Annotated in this window: 13 protein-coding genes; 5 read left to right on the forward strand and 8 right to left on the reverse strand. The window is 53.2% G+C overall.

Annotation, left to right across the window (positions count from 1 at the left end; genetic code table 11):
* Positions 1 to 74: 74 nt before the first annotated feature.
* Positions 75 to 1222 (forward strand): IS3 family transposase gene (locus LGH82_RS19130; RefSeq protein WP_227344222.1). Its coding sequence is split into 2 segments (ribosomal slippage): positions 75 to 324 and positions 324 to 1222, totalling 1149 coding nucleotides; the frame shifts between segments, so codons are not numbered across the junction.
* Here LGH82_RS19130 and LGH82_RS19135 read toward each other — a convergent pair.
* Positions 1214 to 1633, reverse strand: a complete 420-nt coding sequence (locus tag LGH82_RS19135; RefSeq protein ID WP_227344223.1) for a hypothetical protein — start codon at positions 1631 to 1633, stop codon at positions 1214 to 1216. The genes LGH82_RS19130 and LGH82_RS19135 overlap by 9 nt on opposite strands.
* 275 nt (positions 1634 to 1908) lie before the next feature.
* Here LGH82_RS19135 and LGH82_RS19140 point away from each other — a divergent pair, with 275 nt between their 5' ends.
* Both LGH82_RS19140 and LGH82_RS19145 read left to right on the forward strand, forming a co-directional pair.
* Positions 1909 to 2232 (forward strand): ArsR/SmtB family transcription factor, encoded by a 324-nt coding sequence (locus LGH82_RS19140; protein ID WP_227344224.1) that lies wholly within the window; start codon positions 1909 to 1911, stop codon positions 2230 to 2232.
* An 82-nt stretch (positions 2233 to 2314) separates the two neighbouring features.
* On the forward strand, positions 2315 to 2776 hold the full coding sequence (locus LGH82_RS19145; RefSeq protein ID WP_227344225.1) for a MucR family transcriptional regulator: 462 nt from the start codon (positions 2315 to 2317) through the stop codon (positions 2774 to 2776).
* A gap of 98 nt (positions 2777 to 2874) precedes the next feature.
* Here LGH82_RS19145 and LGH82_RS19150 read toward each other — a convergent pair whose 3' ends face one another.
* From LGH82_RS19150 to LGH82_RS19160, 3 genes are all read right to left on the reverse strand, one after another.
* The gene (locus LGH82_RS19150; RefSeq protein WP_227344226.1) at positions 2875 to 4647 is read right to left on the reverse strand and encodes an ATP-dependent nuclease; all 1773 of its coding nucleotides are present in this window, start codon (positions 4645 to 4647) and stop codon (positions 2875 to 2877) included.
* A gap of 81 nt (positions 4648 to 4728) precedes the next feature.
* A complete protein-coding gene (locus LGH82_RS19155; protein ID WP_227344227.1) occupies positions 4729 to 5091 on the reverse strand; it encodes a hypothetical protein in 363 nt (120 codons plus the stop codon).
* Between the two features lie 41 nt (positions 5092 to 5132).
* Positions 5133 to 5462: a hypothetical protein gene (locus LGH82_RS19160; RefSeq protein WP_227344228.1), complete on the reverse strand. Its 330-nt coding sequence runs from the start codon at positions 5460 to 5462 to the stop codon at positions 5133 to 5135.
* A gap of 180 nt (positions 5463 to 5642) precedes the next feature.
* On the opposite strand from LGH82_RS19160, the gene LGH82_RS19165 reads away from it, so the two are divergent.
* A complete protein-coding gene (locus LGH82_RS19165) occupies positions 5643 to 6005 on the forward strand; it encodes a helix-turn-helix domain-containing protein (RefSeq protein WP_227344229.1) in 363 nt (120 codons plus the stop codon).
* Positions 6006 to 6059: 54 nt separating this feature from the next.
* Here the strand turns inward: LGH82_RS19165 and LGH82_RS19170 are convergent, their stop codons facing one another.
* Together LGH82_RS19170 and LGH82_RS19175 are read right to left on the reverse strand one after the other, a co-directional pair.
* Positions 6060 to 6431 carry a DUF6641 family protein gene (locus LGH82_RS19170; protein WP_227344230.1) on the reverse strand — a complete coding sequence of 124 codons (372 nt, stop codon included), beginning with the start codon at positions 6429 to 6431 and terminating at the stop codon, positions 6060 to 6062.
* 265 nt (positions 6432 to 6696) lie between these two features.
* Positions 6697 to 9624, reverse strand: a complete 2928-nt coding sequence (locus LGH82_RS19175; RefSeq protein WP_227344231.1) for a plasmid replication protein, CyRepA1 family — start codon at positions 9622 to 9624, stop codon at positions 6697 to 6699.
* Between the two features lie 141 nt (positions 9625 to 9765).
* Here LGH82_RS19175 and LGH82_RS19180 point away from each other — a divergent pair, with 141 nt between their 5' ends.
* Positions 9766 to 11151 carry a hypothetical protein gene (locus LGH82_RS19180; protein WP_227344232.1) on the forward strand — a complete coding sequence of 462 codons (1386 nt, stop codon included), beginning with the start codon at positions 9766 to 9768 and terminating at the stop codon, positions 11149 to 11151.
* Between the two features lie 51 nt (positions 11152 to 11202).
* Here LGH82_RS19180 and LGH82_RS19185 read toward each other — a convergent pair whose 3' ends face one another.
* Together LGH82_RS19185 and LGH82_RS19190 are read right to left on the reverse strand one after the other, a co-directional pair.
* Positions 11203 to 11862 (reverse strand): hypothetical protein, encoded by a 660-nt coding sequence (locus LGH82_RS19185; RefSeq protein WP_227344233.1) that lies wholly within the window; start codon positions 11860 to 11862, stop codon positions 11203 to 11205.
* 332 nt (positions 11863 to 12194) lie between these two features.
* Entirely contained in the window at positions 12195 to 13157 is a 963-nt protein-coding gene (locus tag LGH82_RS19190) for a hypothetical protein (protein WP_227344234.1), read from the reverse strand.
* Positions 13158 to 13337 lie beyond the last annotated feature (180 nt).

Consider the following 13337-nt stretch of genomic DNA (forward strand, 5'->3'; position numbering starts at 1 on the left):
GCTATCAGCCGAGTGGCCTGCTGCCGGTTTCGTGGACACCGAGATAAGGTGTTTAACGGAACTGGAGAGTGGGAATGCAGAGAAGGAAGTTCAGCCGCGAGTTCAAGCTTGAGGCGGTGAGATTGGTGAAGGATCGGGGCGTTGCGGTGGCGCAGGCGGCCCGTGATTTGGATCTCCATGAGAATGTGCTGCGCAAGTGGGTCCGCGAGACGAGCGCTGACCCGCAGCATGCCTTTCCCGGCCATGGTCAAATGAAGCCTGAGCAGCAGGAGATTGACCGGCTGCGTCGGGAAGTTACTAAGCTGAAGGCGGAGCGCGACATCCTAAAAAAGGCCGCAGCCTACTTCGCGAGGGATGCGATATGAGGTTCGCCTTTATCGCGAAGCACCGTTCGATCTGGCCGGTGGCATGGCTGTGCAATGCGCTGGATGTGTCGCGCTCAGGCTTCCATGCCTGGCTCAACCGCAGCCCCAGCGCCCGGTCCCAGCACGACGAGATGCTCGTTCCCAGGATCGACCGGAGCTTCAAGAGCAGCGACCGCACCTATGGCGCCCGTCGCGTCTGGCACGACGTCTTGGCTGAGGGAGTCTCCTGCGGTCTTCATCGCGTCGAGAGGCTCATGCGGGAGAACGGCTTGCGTGCCCGGCCTCGGCGCCGCGGGCTACCGAAGGACACTGGCGAGCGAGCCGCCGTGTCGGACAATCTCCTTGATCGCGCCTTCGAAGCTGCTGCTCCGAACCAGAAGTGGATTGCCGACTTCACCTACATCTGGACCGCCGAAGGATGGCTCTATGTTGCGGCGGTCGTCGACCTGTTCTCCAGGCGTGTCGTCGGCTGGGCGATGAAGGCCGAGATGACGGCCCAACTCGTCACCGACGCCCTAATCATGGCGATCTGGCGCCGAGGCAAGCCAGACAGCCTGCTCCATCATTCGGACCAGGGGTCGCAATATACGAGCGAGCAGTTCCAGCGCCTGATGGCCGATCACGGCATTACCTGCTCGATGAGCCGGTCCGGCAACGTCTGGGACAATGCTGCGATGGAGAGCTTCTTCTCGTCGCTCAAAACCGAGCGGACAGCCCGCAAGGTCTACAGGACGAGGGATCACGCCAAGGCAGATGTGTTCGATTACATCGAATGCTTCTATAACCCTCGGCGAAGGCACTCGACGCTGGGCTATCTCAGCCCCAACGAGTTCGAGGAGCAAGCTATGCTAGCTTAACCGGGTGTCCGAAAAACCGGCAGCAGGCCAGGGGTCGGGATTTACCCACGACGGTATATGTCCCATGTCGTGATCGGTCAGCGCCTGATAGTTTCTTTCAAAGGCATTCCGGATCGTAGCTTGGTCAAACATGCTGATCACGACTTGAGATGGATCGTCCGCCAGCGGATGTGCATGGATAACGCGCTCCACTTCATCGAGCACCCTGAATGTGCCGTCCGTATCTCGCACGAATGATATCCGGCCGCTGGTCGATGTCTTGATGGCGCATGTGAGTGCCTCACCGTTTTTCGAAATCCGGATACGAGACAAGTCGCGCGAGCCCTTTCCTCCGGGCTGAGAGGTTACTGAGAACCCCTCGCGCTCCAGCAGAGATACGACAGCCTTTCTAACTTCCCTATCATTGTTCACCGAGCTTTCCTTTCCTTGTCGTTTAGTAAGTTATGATAAGCTGGCATTTCGGCGAGGTAAGCTCAAGAGACTAAGAGATAAGTTGGGGAGAGCACACCAGGGGGGGGTGGCGGATCCTTGGTTCTCGGCCAGCGAATTTGGTCGAAATCTGCGACCTTTCGAACCACTCAAGCCAACATCATGTAGCTGGCTCGACTAGTTAAGATCGCCGTTGTCGTTGGTCACTTGCCAAAGGATAGCGCCGCCCGTCGGATCAACCTGACGGAGAAATGACAATGGATGCACGAATCATAAAAGCGCTCGCTTGCGAGAGCAGGCTGAAAATCCTGGATTTTCTGAACTGGCCGGGGCTGTATTTTCCCGATGTTCCCAACGCGCCACAGACCGGCCTAACAAACAAGCTGATCTGCGGGCGGCTCGGTCTTAAGCAAGAGACCGTCAGTCTGCATATGCGCTGGTTGACGGAAGCCAGGCTGGTTTCCGCGACGAAGGTTGGGACACGGGTCTTTTACAGGCGGAATGAGCCCGGAATCGACGAGGCAATCAGCTCCCTGTGCGATATCCTACAGGCCGGCTTTGACGAAACTCGCAAATCATAATCGGCAGGGCTTTTCTGGTTGCCGCCAGCTAATGAACCGCCTATTCGCGTATCAGGGGGTTATTTCAGCCTAGGAGGGCCAATTGTCAGACGAAAACACTAATTCCGCGCTCGTTGAGCTGACAGCGGGCATTGTTTCGGCATATGTGTCGAATAACCCGGTTCCTGCCGGCGAACTCCCCGCTGTAATTGCCCAAATTCACCTGTCTCTATGCGGATTGCAGGCGGGTTCTTCGCCCCAAACGGCGTCAGAACCATTGAAACCGGCGGTTCCGATCAAGAAATCCGTCACGCCCGATTTCATCATCTCACTGGAAGACGGCAAGAAATTTAAGTCCCTGAAGCGCCATTTGAGCACGAGCTACGGGATGACACCGGCTGAATATCGCGAAAAATGGGGTCTTCCGGCCGATTATCCGATGGTTGCCGCCAACTATGCGGCATCTCGTTCGGAATTAGCGAAGAAAATAGGGCTGGGACGGAAGCCGAAGGAGCCAGCTGAGCCCGTGGCTAAGAAACCAACCCGGCAAAAATCCAAGAGCTGATCGATCGATTGCGAGATGCTCATGGTGACTCCTGCGCCATTAGCTGACACTGAGGCCACGGAGCTCAATCGGCATGTCGGGATTTTGTGTGCTTGAGGTCAACCTGCGACAGGGTGATCACTTTCAATTGTCACTGCGGATTGAACCTCAGGCGCATGTATCCCCCGCCTATTCTTGTCCTTCAGCCATGCAGCGACTTTGTCCAGGAACGACCAGACATCACCCGTGCTAGGGCGTACGTACGTCTGCGATTTGGGGTCGCTTCCGAGCGCTTCAAAAACCTCGTGTAGCCATTTCTTGTTCCGTCGCACCTCTAGCGTAGGAAGCCAATGCTCAACTTCGCCATGGCGTAAAACAAATAGCCCGTATTTATCGAGCGCATCTAAAAGGTTTTCAGCCTTTTCCAAATCCTGCCCTTGAACCAAGGATATGCCACCCTCACTTTTGGGCGATTCCCCCGTGTCAATCAAAGCTTTCCAAGTTTCACCGCGCTGTTGAAGAACGTGGTTGAATGGCTTCGGATATCCACATGCTTCAAGAATGCTTTGAAGCTTGGTTTCAGGATTCAAAGCGTCGATATCAAGTACCGCTGCAACCGGAATGCCCAGTTTACGCAACGGACCGACAATCCGATGGACGGAGTCTTTGCCATTGGCATTGAGAAACAGCGTATTAGGTGAACCTCGATCGGGCGACAACTCAACAAGTCGTTCATTAATCTCTTGATAAAAGGCCCGGTCAGCGTCGGCTTCTGCAACCAACACGCTTTCGTAAAAAACACCCGCAAGGGCATTAGCAGATCGCAGAAGCGGGTCGAGCATCATCGCCCTCACATCCGTGTTCCCAAGCATTCGAGCACTACCGGCACCGTCCCGGTAAGTTAGCCTCACTACGTTAACCGCAGCACCAGATTGGATCGCTCCCATGAGAAACTGGGGACTGTGCGTTGAAACGAAAACGTGCTTGCCGACTTCGTCTGCCGTTCTTGCGATCTCTTTCCCGAGCTTAAAAGCCAAAGCGGGGTGCAGAAACGCCTCCGGTTCATCGATCACGATGACCCGAGGGTCTCCAGCACGAAGTTCAATAAGAATTCCCGTGAACGCCTTCACCCCGTCGCTCATTTGATTGATGTTCCGGGCTCGGCTCATCCAATCGAGCGTCTCATCCTCCACGCGGCGTTCTGGCGGCGGTGGGGACTCACCGTATCGCAAACCGAGGTAGCTTGCTTCAGACATATCGATACCAAGGTATAGGCCGAAAGCGTCGTAAAGCACTTCGCGAATTTTCGTTCGCCGAGGGTCATCCGTGAAAATTCGTGCAAACGAACTTGAGGGATCTTTCAAGTTTCCGCGATCCTGAGGATTGACAAGGTTGATCCTGCTCGGACCATCCAAGTTGAGCAGAAACCTACTGGCATAATAATTGGCGTAGTGCTGTCGTCGATGATCCGGCGCATTGGGAGCCCGCAAAGCCTCCAGGAAGTGCGGAATATGCAACTCAGCTCGCCACGGGCCGTGCTTCAGAATTGCATTGGTAGGATTCACACCTTGGCCGGGATCAGGCTCCACCTTCCAAGCGTCGAAAATTGCCTTTGCCTCATCGGCGTCATGAGGCTTGAAGCGTATCTCATCAAGGATCAAATTCGCACTGGGTCGGCCATCGCTGCAGGATTGCGCAATTTCGCGCAGAACTACGCTCTTTCCGGAATTATTCGGGCCTACAAATACCGTGCATGTTGGTGAGTTGAGCACTAGGGGGGCGCCGCCGGGGCTAGCTCCGAGCTTAAACTTCAGTTCTTCAATGAGCATTGCGCTGCCAAAGGATTCTTTTGCTACATCCCTTATATCTATAAATTGTGAGATCTTGGTCAATAGCTACCGTTTCGGCGGTAGGAGAACGGGCGGAAACAGACCATACGAAACTTGGTTGAGATGAGATGCAGTGCACCAGGATCATTGCTCCGGCATCGTGGGGCGCCCATACTCATCGAACGCCTGGACCACTTCGTCCTTGCCGTTCTCGGTTGTAATCTGGCGACCCTCGACGCACCGATGCTTCAGGTTCTTGACCTTCGGCGAGTTGAAATAGACGGCTTCGTCCCCATTGATGGTTATCACCCAGCCTGAATGCTTGCCGGCATAAGCCCGGATCGAACGGACCAGATTGGTGACGCATGCGGCCGTTTCGCCGGAGTACCCTCGCTGGATAATGACTTCACTGGCGCGATTGTACTTTTCGATCGGAATGCGAATTGTGTCGTCGGCATACGAGGTGCCTGGCGACAATGCTGCCAGGACCAACAGCGAAATCGCCAAGCCTGTTTGGGATGGTGTACGGAGCATCGAGCTACACGGCTTCAATAATAGTACCGCTTGTTCCGGAACAAATACATCAGGACGTAAACCGGGATCCAAAGACCGCCGGTAACGATCACCAACAGGATGTGCAGCCAGTGACGAAAGCGTCTTAAAGTCCCGGCTCCTGACGCGGCTGCCGCGGCTGCAGCACCGCCTCCGGCATTCATGAACACCTGGGGAGCATGCTTCTGGCTCTTTAGGTACTCGATTTCGCGCATTTGCGGGTCGAGAATCTCGCCACAATGCTTGCACTTCTTGGACTTGGGATTGATCGGCTCCGAGCAATACGGGCAATCGATCGTGCTTGTCGGCGCTGCTGCTTCTTCCATGTGATCCCCACCGTTGAGATCGTCGGCTGAAGCAACATGGTCGCGTTATCAGAGCCGAGCGAACCACTTATCTATCAGGACGATGTTTCTCAGGATTATGGTACCTTCGTATGTTTTTCAACGAGAAAAACATACGGTTAGATATGTTCTGCAGCTATTTCTTATCCCACCAGATGAGGGATGACCCCGCGTGAGCAATCACAGATCGCCGCTGAACTTTTTAAGGATCGGTTGAAGGCCGCTCGCAAACAGGCTGGCCTTACCCAGGACGACCTGGTCGCAAAAGCTGACATCTCGACGGTGACGCTGAGCAAGCTGGAGACCGGTGTAAACAAGCCAGCCTTCGAGATATTCGTCTCGTTGGCTTACGCGCTGAACGTTTCGCCCAATTTTCTTGTAGGTTGGGACGATGAGGGTCGCGCTGAGACTGATGCAGCATGCAGGCAGCTTCTGAGTCGCCTTCACGTTCTCATCGAACGGCTTTCAGACGACTGGCTTGAACAGCTACTTTCCCTCTCAGAAACCGCCCTGAAGGGCGAATAAATTCGCCTATCCCGCCGTTTTAGCGGGATAGGGTGTCGATTTTCCATGTGAAGGTTAGCGGCCCTTCTTGAACCGAGCCCTGACCTGCTCGGATACCGTGGCCAGCTGGGTGTCAAAAGTGCCGTCAACGGCGGCTACTCGGACCTTCTGAAGCGCATCGACCACACCGTTGATGTCGGCACATGCGATCGCATGCTTGCCCTTGGCAAGTTCCAGGGGAATCTTGCCGTACTTGATTGCAAGGGTCGGCTTGCCGTCCATGTCGATCGTCCACCAGCGGCCACGGAACTTCCGACCCTGGTTTTCCGGTTCGGCCATATACAGTTGATGGTCGATCTGCATGACCAGCCTTTGACGACGTTTTGATGCGGGGTCCGATGCATCCTGCTTCGGTGTGGCGACCAGCTTCAGTCCTTCGAATGCCATTGTGATCTCCTTCCTTGATGATCGACAACGGCATCCCGTCGAACGACCGGAAAGGTCAACGGCCTAGCCCGGACCTTCGTTAAGCCAATTCGGATCACGACCCAAATGTAAGAAAAGGAGGATTTAAAAAGGAGGATAAGTGGAGATAATTTATGTGTGTTCTATATAAATTCGGGAGTTAGCCGAGCCGTTGGAGCACATATAAATTATCTCCACTTATCCTTCTTTTTCAAATCCATGAAAATATTATAAATTTTCACGTTTTCTACGATTTATTGGAGACCCTTCGGCGATCCGCGATTTCCTTCATTTTCTCAAATGATCCTGGATCGATCATATAAAAATAGGTCTTTGCCCCATCGGCGGACGTGGTCCTGGATTTGAAAGTCGACAGACCTGCCAGTTTCAGGATCGACTTGAGCTGGCTCATCGGTTTTTCGACCAAATCGGCCCGGACCGGCTTGTCGAACTGGGTCTCGAACGCCTGCGCGTGCGCCTGCATATAATCGACGAAATCCGCCAGCCCGTCACCCGCGCATTCGACATCAAGATGGAATTTGCCGACGGAATAGAATGGCGTCTTCGCCAGGATGCCCAGGGCCATCATCTCCTTCTGTGTGTGCCCCCGTAAAAGCACCGCAGTCCGACTATCTCCCGGTAGCCATTCCTCAGCCATCAATAGCCTGGCCTCCAGCAAGCTCTTATCGATCAACTGCTCGAAAAGCCGGACTCGATTTCTCATTTTGCCGTTGTTGTCGAGGGCGATTAAATCCTCGCTGATCTCCTCACGATAGAAGCGCTCGATCATCGTCCGTGCGTAGGAGGCGCGCGTCGTGTCGTCGATCGGATCATCACCTTTGATGGCTTCTCTCACATCGTCGAGTTCGTCATCGGTCAGGGACTTCGCATCGAGAAGGCGCCGAATGGCTCGCTCCTTGTGCAACTCGCCGGCGGCGGCCCAGGCCAAACTGCCCTCCTCGTAAACAGCGTCGTTCCTCTCTACGTTGACGACGTCCCAGCCCTGGCTTTTTGCGTACGTAATAAAGTGGTTTTTCAGATCGTTTTTGGAAGCGCGTTCGACAGACAGAACGGCCGCTGCGATCCGCAACAGCGGGTCGGTATCTTGCTGATCGTTGTATTCCACCTTGCCACGAGAATTGTAGCCCTTGATCAGATGCCCCATCATCTCGAATGACAGAGCATCGGCTGTCACGGTATCCAGGTCGGTTTCGAATGAGAACCTCGCTGGGCTGACGAAAATTCGCACTGCTTTGGGCGATCGAACTCGGGCCAATTGCTGATCGCAGTCGAAGTGCGTGAGAACCAGCGGGTCGAACATGCCAAAAACGATATCGAAATGCTCGTCCTCGTTATCGAACGAGAAATCGACGCCGGTCCCGAGGGAAGGGGACGCAAGAATAACCTGGTATTTCGTTGATTCCGATTTGGGGTTGGCGAGGAACGATCTTATAGCGTCATCTGATCTTTGAACCGAATTGGAGGTTATGGTGATCAGCCTGACCTCAGGATTTTTCTCAAGGATTGCTGTCTCCAGCTTTTCGACAAACCCACGGCTATTCGCGGTGACAAAACACCTCTTTCCTTCCGCTATTGCTCGGTGAATCTCGCCACCAAGCTGCGTTTTTGTGGAAACTATGTGGATGGAGCCACGGTTTTTTCGAAACGTGTTTATGACGAGGTGGTTGTTTCCGGCCTGATCGGGCTTTTTGCGCCATTCGCTTATTCGCCGGAACGTATTCCAGGAAAGATCGGCATCCAGGGCGATAACCTTGTGCGCGCTGGATACCAGGTGGATCAGTCTGCGCAGGATCGGCAGCCGTTTCTCGGCCATGGTTGACGACAGGAAGTGAGCAAGCACCTGCTCGGACTCATCGATCAAGATGTAGTCGTACGGCTTGTCGGTCTTGATCTTCATAAGGCTGTCGAGACAGATGCCGTATCGATCCAGCCTTTCGCGGGGTTGTTCGCCTTCATCGTCCAGATAACAGTCTAGGTCGAGCCTGTTGCACATTGACCTGATCAGCGTGCGTCGATGGCCGATCAACAAGATTCGGCCGCGTTCTTCCTGAACTAGGTTTGCGAGTAGTTGGGTCTTCCCGCTGCCTTTCGGGCTGCGAATGAACGTCGCTCCTGGCAGGAGTGGCACCGATTCCAGGTGCTCCCTTTCGATGAATGAGATGTTGGCTGCCGATAGATCCTCAGCAGCATCCTGAGACGGGAAGAATTGGTCGATATCGGCCGCCGGTATCAGAATTTGTTTCAGTGCGTGGGCGGCCTTTTCGAAACTGTAAAAATCGTATTGGTCGTTATACCCAGTAGACCAGAAGCTCTCGACACATGCCGAGCATCGAATTCCTTTTTGTCCATGACGGTTCTCAGTGACGAAGGCACTGGGATGTGTGTCCCTGTGGAACGGGCAAAAAAGCGCTTCCGAGCGCTTAAAATCGTTCAAAAACCCTGAAATTCCCTTGGAATTCGTGAAAATTTGGTTGTTGGCAATGGTCAACTTCGACCTAGTTGAGGCCAGCCTGCCAAATTCCTTGTCGGATTGATCCGCTCCGATACCTTGGGCGATCAGGTCGTCCAACACCGCCGCAGGAATGCCCCTGTCGAAATACAGGTATTCGGCTTTCCTGTTTCCGAAGAAAATCCTGGTTGGGTCCGATGCCGAACCATCGCTTGAGAATTTCAGGATCAGCGAGCGCGTTGCGGCTCGCATTTCCTTGGCATCTTCGATCGTCCGTTCCAGGGCAAAGCCGATCCTGAACCGATGATTGGCTTCTGTGTGACTGGCCGTCGTGTAGATGAACGTTGCGTATGCGGCGACGAATGGGTCGTCGACCGCCTGATCGAGGGTCATCCCTTCATCGATGTCGACGGACAGCAGATCGGACGCTTTGAAGCTACTGGTTGACCGGGGTCCCCGGAGTTCAGCACAGTAGGCGTAGCCAGAGATGATGTTTCCCAGCAATGCCTTGACATCAAGCTGCAGTGGCTCAAACCCATCGGTAAACGCTCGGGTGTCGTTCAACGAATTTTTGTCAATTAGCCGTCGGTTGATCGACACGCGGAGCCGATGTGTTAGCCAGCTTTCACCGGTCTCTGGGACCGGGGGAGGTTCGGCGGAATTGTTGAGCGCGTCAGGACCCGCTCGTTCCTCAAGATTTTCCATCTCACCCCACGCTTTTAAATCCTACGAACGCAACGCGTTCGGAGGATTCTACCAACAGGATCTTACTTGCCGAGACCCGCAATTGCCCGTTACCGGCAGTGATCCAATGGTCTAGTTGATCGATTATCAGTACCCTATGGCATGGAATCAGCGTTCGATCACAAGAAGTATACTTCAATCGTCTTCATGGACAGCATGGTTGCCCTCGAAGGGAAGCCACTGGAAACAATGCCATGGCACGAAATCGACCCGACAGGGCCTATCCTTATATTGGTTGTGCCACAGGTAAATTCCGAGATTGACAAGCGAAAACGCGATGGAAGGCTCGGCCCACGTGCCAGGGCGTTTAATCGCCTAATTGCTCCTGCCGCCGAAACTGCTGCACCTCACCGGATAGTAGAAGGTCCTTCACCGGTTGATATTGCCATTGCCCGATGCGCGCGAATTAACTGGGACCTGTTGGATGATCTCGATCCGAACGAAGGCGATGACCGGGTAGTGGCTCAGATCCTTCATGCCCGGGACGTGCCGAACGACCGCAAGCAGCTACTTAGCCATGATACCAACCCGATAGCGATTGCTTCCCGTCATGATCTCAAGTGCCGTCGACTACCTAACCATTGGCTTCTGGCGCCGGAACCTAGCCCAAGCGAAAAAGAAGTTGCTCGACTGAAGGCACGAGTGCGGGAACTGGAGGATGACCAGCCCTTGATAGAGCTGTCACTCGAATTTGGACTGACCCAGCCCCAGAGAATTTTCCGTATCGAACCGTTGCCCGATGATGCCCAGAAGGCATTCGTGTCCCATATCCTTCGTGCTAATCCCCCGATGCAGAGTGAGGCTCGTTCTCCGTTCGTAATCGACTTGGATTACTATGACAGCGGTTACAATGACCGCTATAGGGGCTATCGAACCAAGGTTGTTCCTGCATATGCAGCTTCAGCGCACCGCCTTTTGGAGATTCACTACGGGCAGGTTCCATTCGTTTTTAGTCTGAAAAATGCCGGGTACCTACAGGCTGAAGGATTGGTTTTGAGGCTGACTGCAAAGGGCGGGTCACTACACGATCGGTTTAGCTGTTACCCGATATTTGGCCCGGCTGCGCCAAGACCGGCCACCGATCGGTGGCTTCCTAAGTTAGGTTTCCACCCGCGAGATCTTCGCACATCAATCGTGGGCAGACATGAAATGGATTTTGCCGTGGGACCTAACCGTAGCGATACGGTCGAGGTCCATTGCGCCGATTTCAGGCATGGTCGTGCATGGGACTTTGAAGGGATCGCCACAATCGACCCTGAGGGAGAAGGGCCTTTCGTAGTTGAGGTCGAGGTAACGGCATCGAATATGCGGGGAATCCGATCGCAGACGTTTCAGTTGCCTTATATCATTGAGCAGGCAAAAGTCGGCGAACTGGTCGACTTGTTGAATCGATCATATCGCGTTCCGATCCCGATGATGGACCGCTTTACGGACGAGGTTAAAGCCATGAATAAGGATTGGATCGAATTCGTGGCTATCGACGATTGAGGTGAGGTCGACCGACACAGCCATACCTGCCGGCTTATTTTCAGAACGATCTCAATGCTTTGATCTGGCATGCTCGATCGGCAGGATCCTGAAATCGTCACTGATCGTCAGCTGGTGATTGTTGTGACCGATGAATTTGGCCGTGTACGACGATACACGGCTCTCATCCGTCGGATTCCGATCATCTAGATCGAGCTGTTGGATATCCAGCTCTCGAATCGAGAACCGTTCTTTGATGGATAGAAGCCGTTGTTTGTCGGCTAATAACTTTAGAAATCCATCTCGGGTTTGATCGGTGAAAATCCAGATCGAATGGATATGTGGGTTTTCCTTTTCTCCCATCGATTTCCAGTATCTCGATCCATTCATGTCCAGACAACCGATAGCTAGAGGTTTTAGGTCGTGGAATGATGGTCGATGGTAGTTCCGTCCGATCAGGATCCGGCATAGGTAGTTGTACAGGTCGGTGAACGTATCCAGCGTTGACTTCGAATTGGGACCGTCGATCCGTTCGGAATCTTCTTGCCGCTGCTTGCGACTGGCATGGTCGAACGAGATCGTGATGAAGAACCCGTTCTGTCGTTTGAAAAATGAGGTTGGCTCGAATTTGCCTTTGTGAGCTTCGATGAACTCGTTGATCCTGTCGTCGAACCAGGATGCATATTGAGATGTTATGGAGTGTGAAGAGAGGTGTGCGTGGCTTGGCTGCATGTGAGTTCGTCTTTTTCATAGGGATATAGACCCATCGAAACGACGGGTGAATTTGCGTTTGGCTTATTGGAGTCGTGCGAGGATAGCCGTCGGCACGGGTGAAAAAGCAATTTTCGGAAAATGAGAAAAAAGGGGAATTGGCTAAAGAGGTGAAGTTGGTTCTGAGGGGATGACGGTGCGGAATTATCTGTTCTATTTATTCTGAAATTGACACCGATCTCCTCGAGGTCAGAAAAAACAGTGCTTTCGTCCTCGGTGAGGCACTCACATATGCAGTATGACGCGACTGATCCAAGTTAAAGCCCGTCTAATCCGGCGCTCGCATTTGTCTTTCAATGAAGTAGGGACTGATTTCCACTGCTCACTGCCTGCCCAATCTGTGAGGCCAAATGCGTATTAGCGGTTTTTTGATTCGATGGCCCGATCGTGATTATAAGATCGTGCGTGCGCGTACGCCCTACCGAAAACAGGGGCAGGTTTCCATTGCTACCGGTGAATTTAACAAGCTTCCATGTCGGCGTAACGTTACCGCTTGATACTATCACGAACTTAATCTCGATACCCACCGTGTCAGGCTTAACGTTGTTGGGGGAACCTGCGGAGTCATGGGATGGAAGCGCGCTGTTGGTGAACATGGCCTCAGTGAGCCACTTTTCAATCCCAAGATCACTCTGGATCAAGGGCGAACTCGACGACGGAGTTTCATGGTTCTTCAGAAAAGGATCGTTCTCCGGATGGCAAACCGAATCCTTCGTCATTGGCGTCTTTAGGAAGGCTATCGAGTAGTACGGGTCAAATTTGTCGATGCGCGTAGCCGTCGAAGAAAGCACGCCACCTAGTCCAAGAGAGAACGATTGCGGTGAAGTCACCGTTCCGTTAGAGAACACGGTTGTCGCATTTTTTAGAGGTTGAGTTATCGAAACCCCAGGATTTAGCGCTGTAGACTCGTCGACCTGCAACGAAAGGCTGACTTGGGCACCCCATTCGTCGGGGATAATTTGTTTCCTTGTTTTCTTTCCGGTTTTCTCATCTTGAACCCAGAATGGTATCTTTTCTGCCTCTATTACGGCGTCTTTGAGATCACAGAATATTATCTTCTTAATTTCAAATTCGATCTGCTCGGTTCCTCTCGGCCCGTCCCAAATCTCCTTGATAGGTGGAACGCGCAGGCCACAGCCGCCAACAATGCAGGGTGCAATTACAAAAGCCAATTTCTTTGTAGTTTTCCCCAACATCGAAGTTATTTCTGCGCTTTTACTATCGCCATAATCTCCGGAGAGACGATGTTTGGGCATATTGTATAATAGTTTCCGTCTTGATATATAACGGCGCAACTGGGATCGCTATTCTGCAATGACGTTGTTACCGTCGAACTTGGGTCGAGCTTTTCGACTTTTACTTTTGCATCATCAGCACCAGCCTGTGTAGCGTGCCATCCAGCAAAAGCGACACAGAGGATTATGCGCACGCAAAAT

The sequence above is a fragment of the Mesorhizobium sp. PAMC28654 genome (assembly GCF_020616515.1).
Lineage (GTDB): Bacteria > Pseudomonadota > Alphaproteobacteria > Rhizobiales > Rhizobiaceae > Mesorhizobium.